24 protein-coding genes are annotated in these 20,234 nt (G+C 54.9%); 19 read left to right on the top strand and 5 right to left on the bottom strand.

The features are described 5' to 3' along the window. Window positions 1-79: 79 nt before the first annotated feature. The 3 genes from msrA (at window position 80) to C7H10_RS03855 (ending at window position 2,052) form a co-directional block, all read left to right on the top strand. The gene (gene msrA / locus C7H10_RS03865; protein WP_106693823.1) at window positions 80-730 is read left to right on the top strand and encodes a peptide-methionine (S)-S-oxide reductase MsrA; all 651 of its coding nucleotides are present in this window, start codon (window positions 80-82) and stop codon (window positions 728-730) included. Between the two features lie 11 nt (window positions 731-741). Next, complete coding sequence (gene msrB, locus C7H10_RS03860) at window positions 742-1,167, top strand: peptide-methionine (R)-S-oxide reductase MsrB (protein WP_106693822.1); 426 nt, start codon at window positions 742-744, stop codon at window positions 1,165-1,167. A 120-nt stretch (window positions 1,168-1,287) separates the two neighbouring features. Further along, window positions 1,288-2,052, top strand: a complete 765-nt coding sequence (locus tag C7H10_RS03855; protein WP_106693821.1) for a lysophospholipid acyltransferase family protein — start codon at window positions 1,288-1,290, stop codon at window positions 2,050-2,052. A 16-nt stretch (window positions 2,053-2,068) separates the two neighbouring features. Here C7H10_RS03855 and C7H10_RS03850 read toward each other — a convergent pair whose 3' ends face one another. Beyond that, window positions 2,069-3,055 carry a calcium/sodium antiporter gene (locus tag C7H10_RS03850; RefSeq protein ID WP_208622797.1) on the bottom strand — a complete coding sequence of 329 codons (987 nt, stop codon included), beginning with the start codon at window positions 3,053-3,055 and terminating at the stop codon, window positions 2,069-2,071. A gap of 405 nt (window positions 3,056-3,460) precedes the next feature. Here C7H10_RS03850 and mqo point away from each other — a divergent pair, with 405 nt between their 5' ends. From mqo to C7H10_RS03825, 5 genes are all read left to right on the top strand, one after another. Further along, window positions 3,461-4,942: a malate dehydrogenase (quinone) gene (gene mqo / locus C7H10_RS03845; RefSeq protein ID WP_106693820.1), complete on the top strand. Its 1,482-nt coding sequence runs from the start codon at window positions 3,461-3,463 to the stop codon at window positions 4,940-4,942. 151 nt (window positions 4,943-5,093) lie between these two features. After that, the gene (locus C7H10_RS03840) at window positions 5,094-6,326 is read left to right on the top strand and encodes an ATP-grasp domain-containing protein (RefSeq protein WP_106693819.1); all 1,233 of its coding nucleotides are present in this window, start codon (window positions 5,094-5,096) and stop codon (window positions 6,324-6,326) included. 52 nt (window positions 6,327-6,378) lie between these two features. Then, entirely contained in the window at window positions 6,379-8,403 is a 2,025-nt protein-coding gene (locus C7H10_RS03835; protein ID WP_106693818.1) for a hypothetical protein, read from the top strand. Between the two features lie 30 nt (window positions 8,404-8,433). Beyond that, on the top strand, window positions 8,434-10,104 hold the full coding sequence (locus C7H10_RS03830) for an acetolactate synthase large subunit (RefSeq protein ID WP_106693817.1): 1,671 nt from the start codon (window positions 8,434-8,436) through the stop codon (window positions 10,102-10,104). 74 nt (window positions 10,105-10,178) lie between these two features. Further along, entirely contained in the window at window positions 10,179-11,012 is an 834-nt protein-coding gene (locus C7H10_RS03825) for a hypothetical protein (protein ID WP_244178174.1), read from the top strand. On the opposite strand, the gene C7H10_RS03820 is transcribed toward C7H10_RS03825, so the two are convergent. Then, entirely contained in the window at window positions 11,009-11,896 is an 888-nt protein-coding gene (locus C7H10_RS03820; RefSeq protein WP_106693815.1) for a chemotaxis protein, read from the bottom strand. The two genes, C7H10_RS03825 and C7H10_RS03820, sit on opposite strands and share 4 nt — an antisense overlap. A gap of 154 nt (window positions 11,897-12,050) precedes the next feature. Then, window positions 12,051-12,647, bottom strand: a complete 597-nt coding sequence (locus tag C7H10_RS03815; protein WP_061330652.1) for an exopolysaccharide biosynthesis protein — start codon at window positions 12,645-12,647, stop codon at window positions 12,051-12,053. 323 nt (window positions 12,648-12,970) lie between these two features. Here C7H10_RS03815 and C7H10_RS03810 point away from each other — a divergent pair, with 323 nt between their 5' ends. The 6 genes from C7H10_RS03810 to C7H10_RS03785 all read left to right on the top strand — a co-directional run bounded on the left by C7H10_RS03810 (window position 12,971) and on the right by C7H10_RS03785 (window position 17,191). Further along, entirely contained in the window at window positions 12,971-13,552 is a 582-nt protein-coding gene (locus C7H10_RS03810; protein WP_146136795.1) for a hypothetical protein, read from the top strand. A gap of 580 nt (window positions 13,553-14,132) precedes the next feature. Then, entirely contained in the window at window positions 14,133-14,432 is a 300-nt protein-coding gene (locus C7H10_RS03805) for an HNH endonuclease (protein ID WP_146136794.1), read from the top strand. Between the two features lie 98 nt (window positions 14,433-14,530). After that, entirely contained in the window at window positions 14,531-14,977 is a 447-nt protein-coding gene (locus tag C7H10_RS19460) for a DUF4124 domain-containing protein (RefSeq protein ID WP_106693812.1), read from the top strand. A 23-nt stretch (window positions 14,978-15,000) separates the two neighbouring features. Beyond that, window positions 15,001-15,675 (top strand): SOS response-associated peptidase, encoded by a 675-nt coding sequence (locus C7H10_RS03795; protein WP_106693811.1) that lies wholly within the window; start codon window positions 15,001-15,003, stop codon window positions 15,673-15,675. 309 nt (window positions 15,676-15,984) lie between these two features. Next, the gene (locus tag C7H10_RS03790) at window positions 15,985-16,452 is read left to right on the top strand and encodes a Panacea domain-containing protein (protein ID WP_106693810.1); all 468 of its coding nucleotides are present in this window, start codon (window positions 15,985-15,987) and stop codon (window positions 16,450-16,452) included. A gap of 46 nt (window positions 16,453-16,498) precedes the next feature. After that, window positions 16,499-17,191, top strand: coding sequence for a hypothetical protein (locus tag C7H10_RS03785; protein ID WP_146136793.1), 693 nt, complete (start codon window positions 16,499-16,501; stop codon window positions 17,189-17,191). Here the strand turns inward: C7H10_RS03785 and C7H10_RS03780 are convergent. Then, on the bottom strand, window positions 17,178-17,921 hold the full coding sequence (locus C7H10_RS03780) for a hypothetical protein (protein WP_106693808.1): 744 nt from the start codon (window positions 17,919-17,921) through the stop codon (window positions 17,178-17,180). The genes C7H10_RS03785 and C7H10_RS03780 overlap by 14 nt on opposite strands. A 225-nt stretch (window positions 17,922-18,146) precedes the next feature. After that, on the bottom strand, window positions 18,147-18,413 hold the full coding sequence (locus tag C7H10_RS03775) for a DNA-binding protein (RefSeq protein ID WP_106693807.1): 267 nt from the start codon (window positions 18,411-18,413) through the stop codon (window positions 18,147-18,149). A 116-nt stretch (window positions 18,414-18,529) separates the two neighbouring features. Here C7H10_RS03775 and C7H10_RS03770 point away from each other — a divergent pair, with 116 nt between their 5' ends. Genes C7H10_RS03770 through C7H10_RS03750 form a run of 5 tightly spaced genes read left to right on the top strand, consistent with a single transcriptional unit; the run spans window position 18,530 to window position 20,067 of the window. Further along, window positions 18,530-18,733 carry a hypothetical protein gene (locus C7H10_RS03770; protein ID WP_014420425.1) on the top strand — a complete coding sequence of 68 codons (204 nt, stop codon included), beginning with the start codon at window positions 18,530-18,532 and terminating at the stop codon, window positions 18,731-18,733. Next, on the top strand, window positions 18,730-19,197 hold the full coding sequence (locus C7H10_RS03765) for a hypothetical protein (protein ID WP_106693805.1): 468 nt from the start codon (window positions 18,730-18,732) through the stop codon (window positions 19,195-19,197). Before C7H10_RS03770 ends, C7H10_RS03765 begins: the two co-directional genes overlap by 4 nt. Continuing rightward, window positions 19,194-19,457: a hypothetical protein gene (locus C7H10_RS03760; RefSeq protein ID WP_106693804.1), complete on the top strand. Its 264-nt coding sequence runs from the start codon at window positions 19,194-19,196 to the stop codon at window positions 19,455-19,457. Before C7H10_RS03765 ends, C7H10_RS03760 begins: the two co-directional genes overlap by 4 nt. Further along, the gene (locus C7H10_RS03755) at window positions 19,454-19,804 is read left to right on the top strand and encodes a hypothetical protein (protein ID WP_106693803.1); all 351 of its coding nucleotides are present in this window, start codon (window positions 19,454-19,456) and stop codon (window positions 19,802-19,804) included. The genes C7H10_RS03760 and C7H10_RS03755 overlap by 4 nt, the downstream gene beginning before the upstream one ends. Further along, window positions 19,801-20,067, top strand: a complete 267-nt coding sequence (locus tag C7H10_RS03750) for a hypothetical protein (RefSeq protein WP_106693788.1) — start codon at window positions 19,801-19,803, stop codon at window positions 20,065-20,067. Before C7H10_RS03755 ends, C7H10_RS03750 begins: the two co-directional genes overlap by 4 nt. Window positions 20,068-20,234: the final 167 nt, after the last annotated feature.

The raw sequence follows: 20,234 nt of genomic DNA, 5'->3' as shown, positions 1-20,234 counted from the left end.
TAAAAGCGTGAACTCCCCGTTTGGAATTCCGAACCAGAACCGCCACAATCGAATAAACCGAACCCACTGGAGCAATCTGATGAGTGACGCATGCAACATTCCAGGACTGACCGTGCCTCGTAGCCGGTTTCCGGCACCTGAGAAAGACCTGCACGAGCCCGCGGGTGAATCCCGGGTGGTTCTGGCTGGAGGTTGTTTCTGGTGTGTTGAAGCGGTTTTGGTGGCGATTGACGGTGTCATCCGTGTGGAATCCGGATACGCCGGTGGTGCGGCCGAAGCGGCCAACTATGAGGCTGTCTGCAGCGGGACCACCGGCCATGCGGAGGTGGTAGATGTTCGCTACGACCCGGCGAAGGTCAGCTTTGGCGAACTGCTAAGAGTGTTTTTTTCGGTGGCTCACGACCCCACCCAACTGAACCGCCAGGGTAACGATATTGGGAGCCAGTATCGCTCAGCGGTGTTCTACGAAACGGATGATCAGAGGCAGGTGACCGAGGCGTACATTCGCCAGCTTGATGCCGCCGGCGTGTATTCCGATCCGATTGTTACCCGGCTGGAGCCGCTCACCGCGTTCTACCCTGCGGAGGCATACCATCAGAATTTTGCGGCTCGTAATCCCAGGCAGCCATACATTCTGGCGGTGGCAGCACCCAAGATGGCCAAGCTGGTCAGCACCTGGCCAGACCACCTGAAACCTGAATTCAGTGACGATGATCCTGACCGGGCCTGAGGAGTTTCCCAATGACGGTATCGGCAAAAGGCTATGACCTGACCCCTCTGACGAAAGCAGAGGTTGAGGAAAGGGCAGCGGGATTGACCGCTGAGGAAAAACGGGTACTGCTGGATCACGGCACCGAGCACCCGTTCTGTGGCACCTTGCTGGATAACAAGAAAGCCGGGGTTTACCTGTGCCGGCTGTGTGATCTCCCGTTGTTCAGCTCGGACGCCAAATTTGATTCCGGAACCGGCTGGCCCAGTTTCTTTCAGCCGTTCGCCCCGGAGCATATCCGGTACATTGAAGACCACAGCCTGGGTATGAGCCGCACCGAGATCCGCTGCCCGCGCTGTGACAGCCACCTTGGGCACGTGTTCCCGGACGGCCCGGCGCCCACCGGTCAGCGGTATTGCCTGAACTCCATCGCCATGGTGTTTAAGGAGCAGGGATAACACTCAGTCACCTTCCTTGTTCTCCTTTTGGCGGTTATTCAGGGGGCGATTGAACCGCTATAATCCCTTTCTGTTGTTCCGGGCCCACGGCGCCCGTCCGATAGCGGAAAGGATGTGTGCATGAAACGATTGAACTTGAGCCCCCTGACGGAGTCTGCGACGCTGCTAAGACGTGCCGCTGTTGTATTGGGCTCGGTAGGGCTTACCGCCATCTACTCCTCGCTGGTGCTACTGAGGGCGTTGTTTGGTCGTTTGAATCGGCCGATTGTCGACAAATACTGCCGGGAGTGGTCTGCCGCGCTGCTGAAGCTGGTGCGGGCAAGCCTGACGGTGCGGGGCGAGGTTCCGGACTTCAATGACGGGCGTCGCTACATCATCATGAGTACCCATGCCAGCCACTACGATATTCCGGTGAGTTTTGTGTCTTTGCCAGGCTCCATCCGGATGCTGGCCAAGAAGGAACTTTTCCGGATTCCCCTGCTGGGGCAGGCGATGGCGGCAGCGGAGTTTCCCTCTATTGACCGGTCTAATCGTATCCGCGCCGTCCGGGACCTGGAGCGGGCAAAGCAGATGATGGAAAGCGGTATTGTGCTCTGGGCGGCTCCGGAGGGCACCCGCTCCTCCGACGGCACACTGTTGCCGTTCAAGAAAGGCTGTTTTCACCTGGCACTGGATACTGAGGCGGTGATTGTGCCGGTAGCCATTCGCGGTATACATCAGGTGCTACCGGCTCGGAGCTTGCAAATCAATCTTGGTCAGCCGGTCGACGTTCGAGTCGGGACGCCCATTGAAACAGCGGGTAAAAGCAAGGAAGACCTGGCGCAGATCATGTCAGATGTACGCCAGAGCCTGGAACAACTGTTGGGTGACGGAGAGCCCGAGTAACCGGGCTCTGTATTTTCTAGCCGCCTGTATTGGCGGCCACCACGGTGTAGAAAAGGTAGCCAGTGTAGGCGAAGTACACTGTCACCAGTATTGTGCCGTCCACCCGTGAGACCAGCTTGCGCCAGCCCGTCAGGCCGAAGCCCATCAACAGCAGGCCAACGGTGAGTGCCAGCATCAGAGTCCAGTCCCGGTAAAGCACTTCCGGGTCTACGGATAATGGCTGAATGGCAGCGGCCAGGCCAACCACGGCCAGGGTGTTGAATATGCCCGAACCAAGGATGTTGCCCAGAATCAGATCGTGCTCATTCTTGCGCACCGCTGCGATGGCCGAGGCCAGTTCCGGTAGTGACGTGCCAATGGCCACAATGGTCAGCCCGATGATCAGATCGCTTACGCCAAGAGTCTGGGCCACGGTGACGGCTCCCCAAACGAGCAATCTGGAACTGGCAATAAGCAGAACCAGCCCGATGATCAGCCAGATGATGGCGTGCTTTAGCGGCATGGGATGTTCGATCAGCTCGGCATCGGCAGCGTTGCCCAGTGGGTCGTCTTTGTTCTTGACGCCCTGGTAGATTGACCAGCCCATCACCGCTGCAAAAACGCCCAGTAACACCCAGCCATCCAGTCGCGTTAGTTCACCATCTATTAATTGGGCCCCAGCGATGAGGGTCAATACCACCAGCAGTGGTAATTCCTTGCGTATGACCTGGGAGCGCATGGTGATGGGGGCTATGATGGCCGTCAAACCGACGATAAGGGCAATATTTGTGATGTTCGAACCGTAGCCGTTACCCAGTGCCAGACCGGGATTGCCATCGGAGGCGGCCATCGCAGATACCGCCAGTTCCGGTGCCGAGGTGCCGAAGCCGATAATCACCATGCCGATCAGCAGTGACGGTACGCCCAGATGCTTGGCGGAGGCTGCTGCGCCATCAACAAATTTGTCAGCGCTCCAGACCAGCAGGACAAGACCAGCAAGAATGGCACCTATCGCCATCAGCATAGAATAGACCTCAATCAAAATGTAGTGGCCCCCACGCAGGACTGCCGGTGGGGAACGGGTGGCGCACAAGATACCGCAAGTGGTGGATTCAGGTCAGCCCTGTTGGCAACGAACTTTTTGTTACTGGCACTGATCCGCACTATCAGGAAAGGGGTATCAGACTAAAGTGGCGCTGATATTGTTAACAAAACGCGCGAAAATCGTGGCAAACCATAATAGTTAGCCCGACACACATCGATTGACAATCGCAATTTATTATTCCGGCAAAAATCGGGATAATGCGCCCAATTTCAGACCGGAGGCATACAGCAGCGCCGTCTACCTCGCGCCCCGCTGGCTTCCGACAGGCCGCTTTCGCTGATCGTGGAGTGGCAACAGGCTCAACACTAGCTAGGGTGAAAACCAATGGCCGTTAGACAGGCAGACGTAGTGCTGGTCGGTGGGGGCGTCATGAGCGCAACCCTCGGCATGATGCTCAGGCAGCTGGACCCGTCACTGGATATCGTCATGGTGGAGCGTTTAGACCACGTTGCCCATGAAAGCACAGACGGATGGAATAACGCAGGTACCGGCCACGCCGGCTACTGTGAACTCAACTACACCCCCGAAACCGACGATGGCGACGTTGAAATTGCAAGAGCACTGCAAATCAATGCGCAGTTTGAGGTGTCACTGCAGTTCTGGTCGTACCTGGTAGAGCAGGGCATTCTGCCGGAGCCTTCTACTTTTATTAACCGCACGCCACACCAGAGCTTTGTCTGGGGCGAGAAAGACGTCGCTTTCCTAAAGCGTCGTTACGAGCGCCTGAAAGAACACCATCTGTTTCGCGAGATGGAATATACCGAGAGCCCAGACGATCTGTCCGAGTGGATGCCGCTGGTGGTCAAGCATCGCGACCCGATGCAGCGTGTGGCGGCAACCCGTATCAAGCACGGTTCGGATGTGGATTTCGGTTCCCTTACCCGCAGCATGGTCGAATGGCTGGAAACCCAGCCCAACTTTGAGTTGATGCTCAGCAGCCCGGTGCATTACATCGATCAGCGGGACAATGGCCGCTGGAAGTTGCGGGTGAAGAACCAGAAGACCGGCGAGCTGACCAAACTGGAGGCCGGCTTTGTGTTCCTGGGTGCCGGTGGCGGCGCGCTGCCGCTGTTGCAGAAATCCGGCATTGATGAAGCCCGCGGTTACGGCGGCTTCCCGGTCAGTGGCCAGTGGCTGGTGTGCCAGAAGCCGGACATTGTTGAGCAACATGATTCCAAGGTATACGGTAAAGCGCCCATTGGCGCGCCGCCGATGTCCGTTCCGCACCTGGATACCCGGATCATCAACGGTGAACCTGCACTTCTGTTCGGACCGTTCGCTGGTTTTACCACCCGCTTCCTGAAGCAGGGTTCGGTGTTTGATCTGTTCGGTTCCGTTCGCGCCACCAATCTTAGACCGATGCTCTCGGTGAGCAAAAGCAATATGGATTTGACGCGTTACCTCATTGGTGAGGTGTTCCAGTCCCATGGCGACCGGGTTGAATCTTTGCGCAATTTTTTCCCGGATGCCCGGGAAGACGACTGGAAGCTGCAGATGGCTGGCCAGCGGGTACAGATCATCAAGCAAACCCCGGAAGGGGGCGGCAAGCTGGAGTTTGGTACCGAGATCGTGGCAGCAAAGGATGGTTCGCTGGCGGCCCTGCTGGGCGCGTCTCCTGGCGCATCGACAGCGGCTAACGCAATGCTGAACGTGATTGAACGTTGCTTCCCGGAGAAGTTGAAGACGGACCAGTGGCAGGAGCGGATGAAGGAGCTGGTGCCTTCCTACGGACAATCTCTGGTGAACGATGAACAGCTGCTCAACCGGGTTCGAGAGCGCACGCTCTCGACTTTGAAGCTGGGTTAATCGGCACCGATTGATACACTCAGGCTGTCTCTTTAACGGGCTCCAGATTTGGTTCTGGCGCCCGTTTTTGTTTGACGTCGTTCTGCCCAAAAGTTGCGATTTTCAGCTAACAGGTGCAGGCTGAAAGGCCAACCCTGACGAGGAGAGCGCTGTGACTGAACAGAACTATAATCCCGACAAAGGGTATGTCGCCCTGCTGGGCTGGAGCCTGAATGCTGTAGAGGCGGCGGACAAATTCGACCGCCGCTATGTGGTAGTTGCTCCGGATTGGGCAGAACCTTACTGCCAGGAACACAACATTCCTTATGTTCCCTGGAACTTCGAACGCCTCAATGATCGTTCGTTTGAGATCGCCCAGACATTGAAGGACATGGGCGTAGACGTAGCCATCCCACTGTTTGAAGAGACCGTCGAGTGGGCCGGAGCCATCAATTCGGTATTAATGAATAATCCAAGGCTCTTCGGACAAGCAATGCTGCTGCGCGACAAGGCCCTGATGAAGCGCCGCGCCCAGCTTGGCGGCATTCGTGTTGGCATCTTCGAGGAAGCCCACGACCGGGAAGATGTGGTTCGGTTCCTGAAACGGGTCAACCAGACGTTGTTGAAGCTGGATGGCGACCCAAACGATCCGATCCACCTCAAAGCATTTGATAAGGCCGGCTGCCTCGGTCATCGAGTGATTCGTACCCCGGATGAAGTGGACACCATTCCCGATGAGGAATTTCCGGTGTTGATGGAGTCCCACCTGGACGGCTGGGAGTTTGCCGTAGAAGCCTGGATTCACAACGGCAAGATCTGTTTTCTTAATATTTCCGAGTACGTTACGCTCGGCTATTCCGTGTTCGTTCCGGCCACACCGGACCTTGAGAAATACCGGGCACAGATCACGGCAGAGATCGAAAAGCTGATCAAAACCTTCGATATCGACTTCGGCTTTGTCCACCCGGAATACTTCGTGACCAGTGATGGCACCATGTACTTTGGCGAAGTGGCCTACCGCCCCCCTGGCTTCAAAGTGTTCGAACTGCTTGAGCGTGCCTATGGCTTCAATGCCTATCAAGGATTGATCATGGCCTTTGACCCGAAAACCACGGAAGAGGAAATCAAAGCCTTCTTCCCGAAAGAGGTGGTGGACGCCAAGGGCTATGCTGGCTGCTTCGGGGTATACCCACGCCGCCGTGTGGTCAGCCGCCTGGAGATCCCGGAGGAGACCGAAAGCCACGACTACTTCGAGTCCCACGAATTGACGCCACCGCTCGAAGAAACGGTGACCAAACGCACCGCCTTTGGTACCCACTGGGGCCTGGTGTATTTCTTCGGTGAGGATCCCTATGTTCTGAGGGATCTGCTCAAACATCAGGAAGAGCTCGATTTCTATGTATAATCAAGGAATGCATTAACGGAAAGGGTTTGATGCAGGCCCTGAGGAACCTCGTTTGAGTGATCACCAACCGGCCAGCCAGGTGCCAACTGTCAATATAGACAGGCTGGTGCAAAAACTGGACGAGTCCATTGTGGCTCTCGAGGAGAGCCGGCCGTTTGCAAAGGCCGGCAAGCTCCCGAAGCTGTTCGACCTTGCCCGGCGGGTACTGCTGCAACCGGGTGGTTGTGAGGTCATTGAAGCGCGATCCCGGAAGCTCGAACAGGCCGGGGTTTTCGCAGGCACTGACTGGGCCGATCCCTCCATCTTGTTACCTTCGCTGACCACCTATTCCCTGCAAAGCCCGAACGCCGACACGGTGGTTATCGAAGCTCTGAGCGAGTTGCGCCTGCTGGCCGTGGCCAAGGGAGATTACCTGCATACGGGCGTGTCAGCGGAACAAGCGCATCATTACCTGACCCAGGTGCTGGCCATCAATCTTGGATTGCTGTTTGGAATGACCGGCGAAGCCGAGCGCGAACAGGGCAAACTGGCTCTCATTGCGCAGGCGCTGGTTCAATATGTGGCCAGACACATCGGTTATGAGCATGTGATCGACAGCCTGATCGAAGAGATCTGGCGGATACTCGAGCAGCGGCCGATCCGCGTCAGCGACGTGCGCAGGATGATTACCCAGATTGCCATCTGCCGGGCAGAGCCCAATGCTGATCTGGGAACCGCAGGCCGGGGGGCGGATCGGCTGATTTCCAGTCTCTATGGCCCAACCCGGGCCTGTAGCGAAGACCCCGGCATCACGATCTACCAGCAGCGCCTGGAGACGATGGACAACTCGGCCTTGCAGAACGAAGCGACCGGGTTTGCGCGCTCCATGCATGACACGGGGCTGGTTTCGCCTTACCACGCGGTTTTCGTGCGCTATATTCTGGACGGTCAGGATTCATTGCTGAGCGACGCGCTGGGGTTATCCAGCACTGGCCGCGATTGCCTGCTGTGCTACCGGGAGTTGGCGCACGCCCTGATCCTCGAGTCCGCATTTCCTGAGACCGCGCAGGGGTTGTATGGCCTGGCACTGCTGCTTGAGCGAGGCATTCTATACCAGCCCCCGGTGGCACCGGCGCTCTGGCGCCAGTTACGGCTATCGCTGTGCCCACAAGCCTACGAGCGTTTGCAATTTGCCTATGGCTATCAGCCAAACCCCTCAGCCTGGTTGATTCAGGGCGTGTTGAACATGCTGGGCCAGCCGTTGGGGGTCGGGCAGGGTAATAATCCTACCTGCCAGTCTGCCCGGGCATTGTCCATGTGGGCCTACAATGATCCGGACTACCTGCTGCAGATGGTGGCCTGGGCCGCCCGGGACAATGAGATTGTCATGCACTTTGAGGGGCAGCCGGTGTCATCCGCCCAGAGCTTGGGGGGCGTGGCGTCAGAGGTGACTCTGGATCTGGACCCGGTGTCTCTGATTGTTGTGCCGCATCTTGACCGCATATACGCCGAAATGGGGCGGCTATGCATAGGCCGTGAAGGCGACCCCCATAAGTGGGTTAACCCGGAATTTCATGGTTGGTCCGCTGGCCGGGGCTTTGCCATCAACGTCGACGTGGCCACCGGAAAACTGACCGACCTCGAAGGCTTTATCCGCTACTTCTATGCCAGTTACCACCCGTACTACAACGGCAACCAGCCATTGATTCACCCTCAGCCGGCCGGTATCGCGGTTACCGACAGCGCAGCCCGCTTCATTGGCTGGCATGCAATTACCATTCTCCGGGTTGCGCTGGACCCGGACAGTGAGATGCGGGTGTATTTCTTCAATCCGAACAACGACAGCGGCCAGAACTGGGGCGACGGTGTGCAGGTCAGCACTTCTGGCTTTGGTGAGCGCTTCGGGGAATCTTCGCTGCCGTTTGAACAGTTCACTTCTCGCCTGTACATCTACCATTACGACCCACTGGAGCGCGGTGAGCCTGCCGAAGTGAACGACGACGAGCTCGGTCGCGTAATAGACGGAGTGTACCGTAGTTGGGGAGTAGACCGGGTGCCCGCAGATACCCTGCAAGCGGAACCACCGAGAACCGATTGATCCAGAAACTCACTGATCACGAGGGCGAGCATGGCTAAAGAGCAACAACCCGTCGGTAATGGCGCTGAATTGTTCATCCGCGCGCTGGAAAACGAGGGCGTTAAGTACATTTTCGCCGTGCCAGGTGAGGAAAACCTGGCCTTTCTGGATGCCCTCAGGAACTCCAGCATCGAACTGGTGCTCAATCGCCATGAACAGGCCGCAGGCTTTATGGCGGCCACCTACGGGCGGCTTACCGGGCAGGTGGGCGTTTGCCTGTCCACACTTGGCCCCGGCGCCACTAACCTGGTGACCGCCGCTGCTTACGCCCAGCTGGGTGGTATGCCGATGATGATGATTTCCGGGCAGAAGCCGATCAAATCCTCAAAACAGGGCCTGTTCCAGATTCTGGACGTGGTGGACCTGATGCGCCCTCTGACCAAATACACCCGGCAAATCAGCAATGCCAATACCATTCCCGCGAAAGTCCGGGAGGCCTTCCGTCTTGCCTCGGAAGAGCGCCCGGGTGCCGTTCATCTCGAGTTACCCGAGGACATCGCAGCGGAGCAACCGGCCCGCGACACCCACATCTTCCAGCCCAGTGACGCCCGCCGGCCCTCGGCCAGCCGGAAGAGCCTGGAAATGGCCTGCGACATGCTGCGCGAGGCTAGACACCCATTGATCATGATCGGTGCCGGCGCCAACCGCAAACGGGTATCCCAGGCCTTGCTGCACCTGGTGAACGTAACCGGCATTCCCTTCTTCACCACCCAGATGGGCAAGGGCGTGGTCGACGAACGCCACCCCGGATACCTGGGCAACGCTGCGCTGTCTGCCGGTGACTTTGTGCACTGCGCCATAGACCGGGCTGACCTGGTGATCAACGTGGGCCACGATGTGGTAGAAAAGCCGCCATTTTTTATGACCCCCGGCGGCAAAAAAGTCATCCACGTGAATTTCAGTGCTGCGGATGTCGACCCAGTGTACTTTCCCCAGCATGAAGTGGTCGGCGATATTGCAAACAGCGTCGAGTATCTGGCCGAGCACTGTGGCCAGTGTGCGAACCATGACTTCGCCGGTCTGATGGAGGTCAAAAAGGCTGTGGATGCGCATTTGCAGGAACGGGCGGAAGATGGCCGGTTCCCGGTGATTCCCCAGCGGATTGTCCACGATGTGCGCCAGGTGATGCCCGACGACGGCATCATTGCCCTGGATAATGGCATGTACAAGCTCTGGTTTGCCCGAAACTATCCGGCCTACGACAACAACACCGTGCTGTTGGACAACGCCCTGGCATCCATGGGAGCCGGCCTGCCCAGCGGGATGATGGCGGCCATGCTGTACCCGCATCTGAAGGTGATGGCCATCTGCGGTGACGGCGGCTTCATGATGAACAGCCAGGAGCTGGAGACTGCAGTCCGCCTAAAACTTAACCTGGTGGTGCTGATCATTAATGACAGCGCCTATGGCATGATCAAGTGGAAGCAGGGCCAGGAAGGCTATGCCGATTATGGCCTGGATTACCGCAACCCGGATTTTGTCACCTATGCCCAGTCCTACGGCGCCAAAGGGCACCGCGTAACCCGGACAGAGGACCTTCACCCTACCTTGGAAAGCGCCCTGGCCGAGGGCGGTGTCCACCTGGTGGATGTGCCAGTGGATTACAGTGAGAACCGGAGGGTGTTTGATGAGGAACTGGCGGAACTGACCTGTCGGCTGTGACGCGTGTATGATGCCAGAAAGTATTGTATGCAAGGTGCTGATGAATGATTCGTCTTGGTGTTCATGGATTTTTGATGGCGCTCGTTGTGCTGGTGATAACCGGCTGCAGCAAGCCTGAAACGCCCCAGGAAGTGGCAGCGGCTTTTTGGCAGGCCATGGCCGACAACGACGCAGGTGACGTGGTGAGATTCTCCACACTGGACGACCCCCGTGACGTTGACGGCTACCAGCGAAGCTGGGCCAACGCCGTTCCTTCCTTTGGCCGGGTTGTTATTGATGAGCGTGAAGCAACGATCGTTACCCGCCTACCGGCGGAAGAACGCTCCGGCGGAGAACGGCTGGAACTGACCACCTATCTGGTGCGGGAGCAGGACCAGTGGCTGGTGGACTATCAGCGCACAGGGGAGGCCATACTGAACCCGTCCCCGTTCAGTAACATCATGGGTGAGTTGAGCCGGCTGGGGCAGAGGCTCAGTGCGACCTTTTCCTCTTCAAGCAGCGAGCTTGAAGACAAAATGGAGCAGTTGGCCAGAGACCTGGAAACCTACTCTGACGAGATGAGCCGAAGGGCTGAGAGCGCAATGGAGGATTTTGCCCGGCGATTGCAGGAATCCATGCGCGCCCTTGAGCGTTCGCTTGACGAGGCACTCAAGGATGATCAACCTGAATCCGCCGACGACCAGGCTATCATGGAGCAGACCGCACGGGACCTTGGGCGGCAGGCAGACGAATTGAGCGAGCCCACCCTCAAGGCCCTGGCCAATGCCAGCCGCACCATTGCGGAAACCGCTGAGCGCTTCAGCCGGCTCAGCCGGGAAACGCTCAACCGGTATCAGGAAGAGCTGAACGAAAAACTTGCCGAAATGCGGGCCGACGCCGAAGCCTTCATCGAAGACATTCGGCCTTAACTGGCTTGCTCGGCCCCTCTCAGCATTGCCTCCATCAGTTCCTCGGCATCAAACTTGGTGAGCGCCTCGTTGGCGCCCACCTGGTTGGCATAGCTCAGGCTCATCTCGCTGTTCAGGGACGTGTGCAGAATAATGTAGGGTTGTTTCAGGGCGTTATTGTCGCGAACATTGAACGTCAGTTCGTAGCCGTCCAGCCCTGGCATCTCGATATCGCTGACCAGGATGTCGATCGGAGTACCTCGCTCGTCCTGACTAAGAAGCACCTGCAGGGCATCGTCACCGTTGGTGGTCACATGGTAGGTAATGTCTTTGCTGTCCAGCACATCGCTGAGCTGCTTGCGGGCCACCTGTGAATCATCCACCAGCAGAATGTTCAGGGAGCGCAGGGTTTCACTCTGAACATCTGACAGCACCACCTCGCCGGCGTCCAGGGACTCCGGGTACACCTTCGCCAGCAGCAGCTCCACATCCAGCAGTTGAATGATGTCGCCTTCCACATCCAGCAGGCCCGTGATGAAGGCATTGGTGCCCAGCGCCTTGGGTGGCGGCATCACGCTTTTCCAGTCGGTCTCGATGATCTGTTGCACACTGCGCACCAGAAAACCAATCTCCTGGCGCTGAATGTCGGTCACGATGATGGAGCTCTTGGCCTGCTCGTCTTTTGTCAGCGCCGGATAACCAACCGCAGCCGACATATCAATAACCGGAACTGCTGAACCCCGGAACGTCGCGGTGCCAATAACCGCATGGTGACTGTGGGGCAGCTTGGTCAGCCGCTGAAAGGGCAGAATTTCCCGAATCTTGAGCGTACCCAGACCAAAAAGGCGCGATCCGAAAAGGCGGAACAGCAGGAGTTTCTGGGACTGCTTCGCTTTGCTGGACATGCATGCATCCTTACAGACAAAAATGCTCCTGAGATGGAGCGCCGAACGATAACCTGTCTCTATAGTAGCAGTTTTCCCAACACGGGCAGGTGAGGGTAATTGTATCAATTGGTGACAGGCCGGTGATCACGACAGAGTGCCGGCGGAGGACGTCTCAACCGGGCAGGTTGGTCAGCACAAACCAGGCGGTACCGCCAGTGAAGGCCAGTGCCAGCAGAGCGAGAAGGCCGTCCCGGGCAACAATCGCCAGCCCGAATGCCATCAGCGCCAGCCCGGCGCCATTGGCACTGAACGGGATGAATTCCATTAGCGGCATGGCCAGGGATACCAACATGCACACCGCTGCCATGGCCAGCTGCCCTGGGCCGCGCACCAGAAAGGTCAGCCGCCGGCGAGTCCAGTCATCCAGCTTGCGTGCGGGTCTATCCATCCAGTCCAGCCCCTTGAACAGTTTGTCCCGTGATATCCGCCGTTCTGAAAGCCGCGTTGGAATCCAGATGCTCTCCCGCTGAAACAGCAACTGCCCCAGCGTTAGCAGTACCAGAAGCCCCAGCAGCGTGGGAACACCCGGAATATCGCCAATCAACGGCGCCAGTGTGATAAGCCCGGCAACCAGCACCACCGGACCAAAAGAACGCTCGCCTGCAGCTGACAGCAAGTCACCCACGGACACCTCGTCCATCTCACGTGTGTGGTCGCGGATGCGGGCGATGAGTTCCTGCAGGTTGTCTGGGTCGTTGGGCTGGTTCATAGCGTTGGTTGTGTGGCTTGGAATGACACGACCATAACGGGAATGAGTGAGGATTGCATGACGGATTGGTGAAGGGTTGGCAAGGGGCGGGGGTATGAAAACGAAAAAAGCCTAGGAAATCAGGGGGCTTTTCTCTATCGGAAATCCAGACAGAACCACTCGAAACCGCAGTTGCGTTGACACTTTGTGGACACCTTCTTGATTAGGATGCAAAGGTCTTTTCCCTAAATACGGTTAGTAGTAAAGTCCTCAACTTTTCCAATATTCAGCTTTTCAGGGAAGAACGAACCATGCGCAACACTAGTGTAGTAACGTGTCTGATTATGTCTGCAGTGATTTCCGGTTGCGGTGGATCAGGTAGCGACGAAGACCAGGCCAGCCTTGAGAAAACCGCTGAACTGAAGACTGAGCGCGTGGCTGAACCAGATTGTACCGACACAGCAACCGAGCTGGCTGGGTGTTGGGCTTCGGAGTGTGAGGTTGTTAATGATGACGACCAGACCTCACTCATTTACGGTCGCTCGGTGATTGCGTTCGCCGATAATGGGCAATTGCGCGAATACCTTCAGGCGTTTGATAACGCCAACTGTGTTTCTCCTGCGCTGCATACGACCCAGCTTTTAACCGACACCACCTACGGACTGGCTCCTCGTGTTGACGGCGAAGATGTGGCTAACATTGATGGGCATATTGAGTTCGATCTGCAGAACCGACCTTTGCCTGAGGACTTCCCTGAGGGTGCGGAATCCATTGTAAGAACGCCGTATGACATTACTGCGGAGGGAGCGCTCTGTCTTGATACTGATAGGGTCTCATACGATGGCATGGGAGGCGGATTTGTCCTCACGGGTGCACCGAGTGATGGAATTGATTATGAAAATTGTTTGGAAAGACTGGAGCCATAAGGCCTAACGCTAATCGGCCAAGTGATTATTCAGAGGCATCTAAGAAGATCGAAGAATCCTCACTTTGGTGTATTAATGAGAAGGTGTAGTAGCCCCCATTTAAACCGGACACCTTGGTAGAAGCAAAGGCCTAGTCATAGAAACGAAAAAAGCCCCTGAAATCAGGGGCTTTTTTTTGGAAGTTGGTGGAGACGGCGGGAATTGAACCCGATGCCGCGCCTGTTTTTTGGGCCACAGAAAACCACAATGATCCATAAAACAGTTACTTACAAAATCGGCATTCCACACAGAACCACTCAAAACCGCAGGTGGGTTGACACTTTGTGGACACCTTCCATTTACAGCAATCGTGAATCGCCTTATTCTTGACCATACTTTCTCGGGTCGCCAGAAATAATTCCGGTCACCCTTAACCCGCCAGGACGATTCTGTCGACTGGTTCCTCGAACTCTGCTCAGTAGAAAACGGGGTACTACCAAGTTGACAGGTTGTGTCCAAAAAAAATCGATCCCCCCTCAAAGGGCCTAGGTCCGCAGCTTTTTTACGCCAGAAAGGTCTGTGCTACTACTGCAATAAGCCAATGTGGCAAAACAATATGGAGCAGTACGCAAGCCTTCATGGTATTTCACTGGCCCGCGCCAAGCATTTCCGATGTACTGGTGAGCACCTGGTTGCACACAGTGAAGGGGGCGCAGCATCCAACGGAAACATCGTTGCAGCGTGTCTATTTTGCAATCAAGGGAGGCATAAACGAAAGAACCCTCCTTGTCCCGCTGAATATGCGAACCTTGTCCAGAAACGTTTGGAAAGAGGGGCCTGGAACAGTCATCTTTTGAAGTGGCGTCACCACCAGCCTGTTGCTCAAGTGAAAGCCAACTGACGTGGGTATTCGGTTAGAACCTTTTAGCATTTCCAGTGCTGCATTGCCTCCCTGCATTCGCTAATATTTAAACTGCATCTTCAAGGGAGTGAGTCACGGTGTTGCGAATTTCACTGGTAGTTGTCATTGCTCTAGCTTTCACCCCATCTGTCAGCCAAGCGACCAAGCTCTATAAATGGGTAGATGAGAACGGCGTTACGCATTTTTCAGACGAACAACCTGAAACCGGAGCCCAGCGCGTTACCCCTTCCGGAATGAGTGTTATACCGATGAGGGAGAACATCCGTACTCAAAGGAACGTTGAAAACATCAACCGGAGTACATCAACGCAGCGCCAGTCTAATACCAGTTCGTCGGCCAACAGAGAAAAGGAGAGAGAGAAGGCGCGTGTTCAGAAGCAATGCAGTTGGTATGAGCAGCGTATCAAGTGGATTGATAACCGGTTAAGAGCCGGCGGATATTCCGTCTCGGAGGGCAACCGACTGAGAGCCGAAAGGCGGGAGCTTTCCCGTAAACGTTCCTGGGAATGTCTGCGAGGCAATTAGTAAATCAAACGCGGGGTATACCCATGTGCGGCCGATTCAACGTATCCGACGACCCCTTAGTCCAGGGCCTCCTGGAAGAACTCGGCATCCCGCTCCGGATACAGCCCCGCGTTAACATCGCCCCCGGAGCCAAAGCCCAGATCGTATACGAAACCCATCAAGGCCGCACCCTGCAGGACGCCATCTGGTCACTGCTCATAGAACGCAAACCAGACGGCACCGGCTACCGCCCCTCGCCAAAGTACAGCACCTTCAACGCCCGATCTGGCAGCCTGGGCACCAGCCCACTCTGGAAGAAGCGCTTTCACAGCCAGCGGGCCATCATACCGGCCAGCGGCTTCCATGAATGGACAGGCGAGAAAGGCCGCAAACAGTGCTACAACATCCACCCGGCCGACAGCGCCATAGCCTTTGCCGGCCTGTATGAGCTGTGGGACTTCCAGGAAGAAGTGGTACCGTCGTTCACCATCATCACCTTGCCACCACACCCCAGGTTCAGCCACATCCACCCGAAAAGCATACCGCTCATGCTCAACCGGGAAGACTTCGACATGTGGCTGGACCCAAGCCTGACCAACACAGACCCATTCCAGGATTTACTCAAAACTCAAATCCGGCAACCCCTGCTGATAGAGCCCATAAAATCACCCGCCACCCTGGAACAAACCGGCCAGGCAGAGCGAATCGAACCGGATTAACGGGCATCGAAGAAAGGGCAATGTAGGAAAAGTCTCACGCCGGATTAAGACAAAACGCCTAAACGTTACAACGTGTAACAGTACACTGGCAGTGAGCCGATTGGTCAGGATGACCGGGGCTCACCGCCGGCAGGGATGCCAGGCAAGCGCGACACCTGCAGAGTGGTGTGACTGCAGGGAGAGGACTGTATCAAGAATCATACAAAATACATCGGCTATGCTTTTGCGGTATCTGTCAACTTAGACTAATTTTTGTTAGACTTTGTACGAATTTTCCTCGATTCCCAATGGAATCCTAATGAGGTTTTTATGAACATCCACGATCTTTGCGACTACATTATTGTTAAGGTTAATGCCGGTGGTGAAGCGCTTGATAACCTTAAGCTGCAAAAGCTAATGTACTACTGCCAGGCATGGTATGCCGCTTTTAATGATGGTCAGAAGCTTGTTGAGTCCGACTTTCAAGCTTGGGTTCATGGACCTGTTAGTCGCGAAATATTTGATCGTTTTAGGGATACTAAGACTTTGTACTCCTCTGTGGGAGAGTGTGATGTGCGGAAAGGGTTTAGCTTTGATTCTTTGGGAGAGTCAGAAAAGCTTCTTATTGACAATGTTCTAAATGTCTATGTCAAGTTTTCGGGTGCGGAGCTTGAGCAAATGACTCATATGGAAGATCCTTGGCTGGAAGCTCGTAATGGATATAGTCCCGCCCAACGTTGTGAAGTGCCAATTAGTGTTAAAAGTATGGGTGACTACTATCGTAAACGATTGAATTGATCTTATGGATATAGTTCCTGGGAGGATACCAGACCAGAAACTTCCCGTGGCCAAAAATGTAGAGAGGGTGTATTGGTCCTTTTCTCTTCGATTTTGGAAGCAGATTGATAAATTTGGTCTTTCTGAATCTGACTCTAAGTGGTTTGTCTCTTTGCTTGAAAAGCTTCGGGAGCTTTCAAGCATGGAGAAAGGAAAATTTTTGGCTGATCGTTCTTCGAAGAGCGCTTGGCGTTATCATCCCATTGATTGGAATCAAAAAAATATCCCAATCCAGAGGTCAGATCTGAATTGGGTTGATGCTACATATCTTGAGAACGTCGATGACTATCCATTGGTTCAGTTCCAAGTCTCAAAGGCTTTTGGTCGAGTAGTTGGGTTTTGGGATGAAAAAGATGTTTTTAACATTGTCTTGCTAGATCCTTTGCATAATTTGCAGCCTTCTAAAGATTTCAACTATCGGGTCGATTCATGCAGTCCTTTGAGCTGTTCGTATTCCAGTGTTTTGTGTGAGATAGAGAGAATCAAGTCCAACTCGCATTGTAAGTCACCGGATTGTGGTTATAAAAAGTCGATTAATATGATTGGCTTAGGTGATGCATATGCTAACGTCATCGTCCACTTTGTTGACGATGATCAGTATCACAAGGTGGAAGGACTTAAAGTAGAAGGAGTCATTGATTCTGCGTCCGACCTGATTTCTTATGGCATAGATTATGTTGAAGAAGTTAAAGGCTCTTAGTCGAGTTTTCTTCAGTCCCTGCCTTTTCTTCCGGCATATTGCTGCTATCTATTAGCTTTATTTTTTTTATTTCACTTTGGCTCACTATCAGAGTTTCTTTTCTTTCAATTTTCCAGATAAAAACGGAAGAATCTGATCGCCCAATATAAGCTCCAGTGATGTTCTCAGACATGGTTTCTATCTCTGCATATTTATAACTTTTCCCTGCCTTTATATTTAGTGCGCTTCCCATTGAATGTGTGGATGATATTGTTGCCATTATAACTAGGGCAATGTTTAATGAGCTTGGTATCCCCGAAATCTGGGTAATATAATTTACAGATCTATTGAATTTTTTGGTTGTGAATAGCAGCATCAATGTTCCCATTGCCATCATGGGTAGAAGTCTAAAGTCTCCTAAATATAAGGCAATGATTCCTGTGGTAAAAAAACTTAATGCTACTAGTAGGATAGATTTAAACTCTTTAAAATAACTTCCTCTTTGGTCTGTGTTATCCGTGATTTTGGTGTTGGTCAGCGCCAGTATCACACCCAAAAAAGTGCTGCTTGTTAATATCAGTGGAAACGCAGATCTTGCTAGTATCTCTGGTATTGTTATGTGATTGAATATGTTGATATCGAATACGTTCCAATAAAAATAAAGGTTGATGCAGGATATAATTAGTGCTGCTGCGGTTCCGATAGCTAATATTTGTTGAATGCTAGCTAATCCTTTTTCTTCCTCTGTCATCTTTTTTCCATTGGGTATATTGATCTTCATTGTGTTGCTTTATATTCTTATTGTCTTTGATTTTTATTCGTAAAGTGATCTTTAGCTAGACTTGGCAGGATTGCTTGATGTACTTGTTGCCTGAAACCGCCACCACACACTACGACGGCCAGCCCTCTTGTTCTTGTGGTTCCCCTCGTCGGTCTCCATACCAAGCCTGGGCGATACGTGCAGCCAGGCAGAAACCTATCCTGTTTTCAGGCTGTTCTCTGAACGGGCCTTTTCCATCTCTGGGCTGATCTGACCAGCCTCTGGAATTGTTTGCCCTGTCATTATCCAGTATGAGAACTGAGGGAATGCCTGGTTTAGTGCTTCCAGGTAGTCCTCGTTCACCTTCTGCTTTCTTCCTCTGATGTTTCCCCACTTGTACCTGTCGATCCCTGTCAGCTCCTCCATTCGCTTAGAGGTCAAGTCGAGCACATCGAAGATTTCTATTATCCGTTCTCTGATCATAGTTAACTTAAAATAGTAAAATATACTAACTCTGATAGAGTAAGTAATATGTACTCAGTACTTAGTCAGGGTTACTGAGTGAATATGTGTAAATCAGTGTAGCAGAGTGCAAAACAGTGGACGAGCAAAAACAGATCATTCTGATAGCCACGCCGGTGATGAGTCAGGAGCGCTACGCCCAGCTCACCGGGCTCACGGAAGGGCAGGTAAGGGGCCAGATCGAAAAGGGCCACCTGCCGTCACTCAAGATTGGCCGCGTCCGGATGGTGAACATCGCCGCCCTGTCGCAGCGCGCACTGGATCAGGAGGACTGGCAATGAAGCACCTGAACCGAGTTGGACAGAAAGCCCAAACCATCGTCCGGGTGGCCCATGAGAAAGGCCGTACGCTGTCCTGCACCGTCTTCTTCTTTAATGGCCATGAGTTCGTTGCTTCCTCTGGACGCCTTGGCCCGGCCCGTATGGTGGCCCCAGGCACAGTGGCCGTTAGCGCTTCTGGTCGTCAGTGGATCGCCATCGGCGGTGACCACGTCCACGGTGCGGCTGGCTGGGCTTTCGTCTCTCCTTATATCGACCAACCAGCCATTGACGGCGATGCCGTCCGCTTCAACGACAACGCCAAGTCCCTGAAGATCCGCTCCAAACTGGACGCCTACCTGGACTACTACCAGGAATGCAAAGGCGTACTGCCTGCCGTCGTGGTACTGCGCCGTGAACAACTGAGCACCTGCGGTGTACTTCCAGGACAGGTCTATAAAGGTGTGCGCCTGGAGGCCTACGTATGACACCGGCCATCCGCGAACTTAAAAAGCACCAGATCCGCACCCTGTTCAACGTGGCCATCCAGCTGCTGGACAACGGCCACCGGGACACCGCCTTCGAATGCCTGATCAAGATCCAGGGCATGATGGCCGCCTTCGAACAGCTGGATAACGTGCTTTGTGCCTACGCCAAGCTGGCCGAATCCGCCTTCATCACCTACGCGCAGTCCCGGTCGATCAGCCCGTTCATGCACACCGTCCGGATGGAGGCCAGCATCCAATGATCAAGACTCGATACCAGAAGCCGGGGCACGGCATGACCCTATCACCGGCCATCAAAGCCGCCAGTTTTGCCTTCCAGAGCCCACGCCCGTCCTCTGCACTCACCCCAGACACCCTGGAAGGCCTTTTTGATTCCCTCCTGCAGCGCCTCAGCCACCTGCAGGAAGTGCGCACCGACTACCCGTGCGACTACATGGCCCGCTGCAAAGCGAGCTTCACCGACGCCCTGATCCACGAACTGGAAGCCCGCGGCCACCACAGCCCCGCGTTTGACCGCCTCATCCAACTGAGGGACGCCTGGGACTGCGGCCAACTGGACCTTCCCAACGTCACGGAGACCAACCAATGAGCCCCATACCTCCCCGTCAGGACCAGGTAGAAGACAAAGAGCGCCGTTTCTACGTGTGCGCCCCGTCTTCCATCTACCTGCAACTGCAGCAAGAAGCCATCCAGCGCGGCACCGACCTCTGGACCCTCGGAGGCTCCGTCCTGCGCGCCTGGTTAGAGGCCGGCTGCCCGAACTTTGGCCATCAGGCCAACCCCCCTGAAAAGCCCTCGAGTCCGCCCCCGTCATCGTCACCACTCGCGCACGAACCGGGGGACGCTCAGTGAGCGCTGCAAGGCTGGCGCGCAGCGCCAGGGCCAAAGGCCCCCTGGCCTTGTGGCGGTCAGTGAGTGGCCCACAGTGCGCATCCAGAGTGGTGAGGATGTCGGGGGAGGACGGCCGCCCCTTGATTCCGAACCATGAGCAAAGGCGGCAAACGGAGTGCGCAGGTCAC

Source organism: Marinobacter shengliensis (assembly GCF_003007715.1).
GTDB lineage: Bacteria > Pseudomonadota > Gammaproteobacteria > Pseudomonadales > Oleiphilaceae > Marinobacter > Marinobacter shengliensis.
This window is presented reverse-complemented; position numbering and strand designations above follow the sequence as displayed.

Coding starts and splice junctions, on each gene's coding strand:
- C7H10_RS03760 (WP_106693804.1), top strand. CDS start 19,194: ATGACACCGGCCATCCGCGAACTTAAAAAGCACCAGATCCGCACCCTG.
- C7H10_RS03790 (WP_106693810.1), top strand. CDS start 15,985: ATGAACATCCACGATCTTTGCGACTACATTATTGTTAAGGTTAATGCC.
- C7H10_RS03850 (WP_208622797.1), bottom strand. CDS start 3,055: ATGCTGATGGCGATAGGTGCCATTCTTGCTGGTCTTGTCCTGCTGGTC.
- C7H10_RS03750 (WP_106693788.1), top strand. CDS start 19,801: ATGAGCCCCATACCTCCCCGTCAGGACCAGGTAGAAGACAAAGAGCGC.
- C7H10_RS03780 (WP_106693808.1), bottom strand. CDS start 17,921: ATGACAGAGGAAGAAAAAGGATTAGCTAGCATTCAACAAATATTAGCT.
- C7H10_RS03830 (WP_106693817.1), top strand. CDS start 8,434: ATGGCTAAAGAGCAACAACCCGTCGGTAATGGCGCTGAATTGTTCATC.
- C7H10_RS03855 (WP_106693821.1), top strand. CDS start 1,288: ATGAAACGATTGAACTTGAGCCCCCTGACGGAGTCTGCGACGCTGCTA.
- C7H10_RS03805 (WP_146136794.1), top strand. CDS start 14,133: ATGTGGCAAAACAATATGGAGCAGTACGCAAGCCTTCATGGTATTTCA.
- C7H10_RS03765 (WP_106693805.1), top strand. CDS start 18,730: ATGAAGCACCTGAACCGAGTTGGACAGAAAGCCCAAACCATCGTCCGG.
- C7H10_RS03775 (WP_106693807.1), bottom strand. CDS start 18,413: ATGATCAGAGAACGGATAATAGAAATCTTCGATGTGCTCGACTTGACC.
- msrB (WP_106693822.1), top strand. CDS start 742: ATGACGGTATCGGCAAAAGGCTATGACCTGACCCCTCTGACGAAAGCA.
- C7H10_RS03755 (WP_106693803.1), top strand. CDS start 19,454: ATGATCAAGACTCGATACCAGAAGCCGGGGCACGGCATGACCCTATCA.
- C7H10_RS03825 (WP_244178174.1), top strand. CDS start 10,179: ATGGCGCTCGTTGTGCTGGTGATAACCGGCTGCAGCAAGCCTGAAACG.
- C7H10_RS03810 (WP_146136795.1), top strand. CDS start 12,971: ATGTCTGCAGTGATTTCCGGTTGCGGTGGATCAGGTAGCGACGAAGAC.
- msrA (WP_106693823.1), top strand. CDS start 80: ATGAGTGACGCATGCAACATTCCAGGACTGACCGTGCCTCGTAGCCGG.
- mqo (WP_106693820.1), top strand. CDS start 3,461: ATGGCCGTTAGACAGGCAGACGTAGTGCTGGTCGGTGGGGGCGTCATG.
- C7H10_RS03795 (WP_106693811.1), top strand. CDS start 15,001: ATGTGCGGCCGATTCAACGTATCCGACGACCCCTTAGTCCAGGGCCTC.
- C7H10_RS03820 (WP_106693815.1), bottom strand. CDS start 11,896: ATGTCCAGCAAAGCGAAGCAGTCCCAGAAACTCCTGCTGTTCCGCCTT.
- C7H10_RS03815 (WP_061330652.1), bottom strand. CDS start 12,647: ATGAACCAGCCCAACGACCCAGACAACCTGCAGGAACTCATCGCCCGC.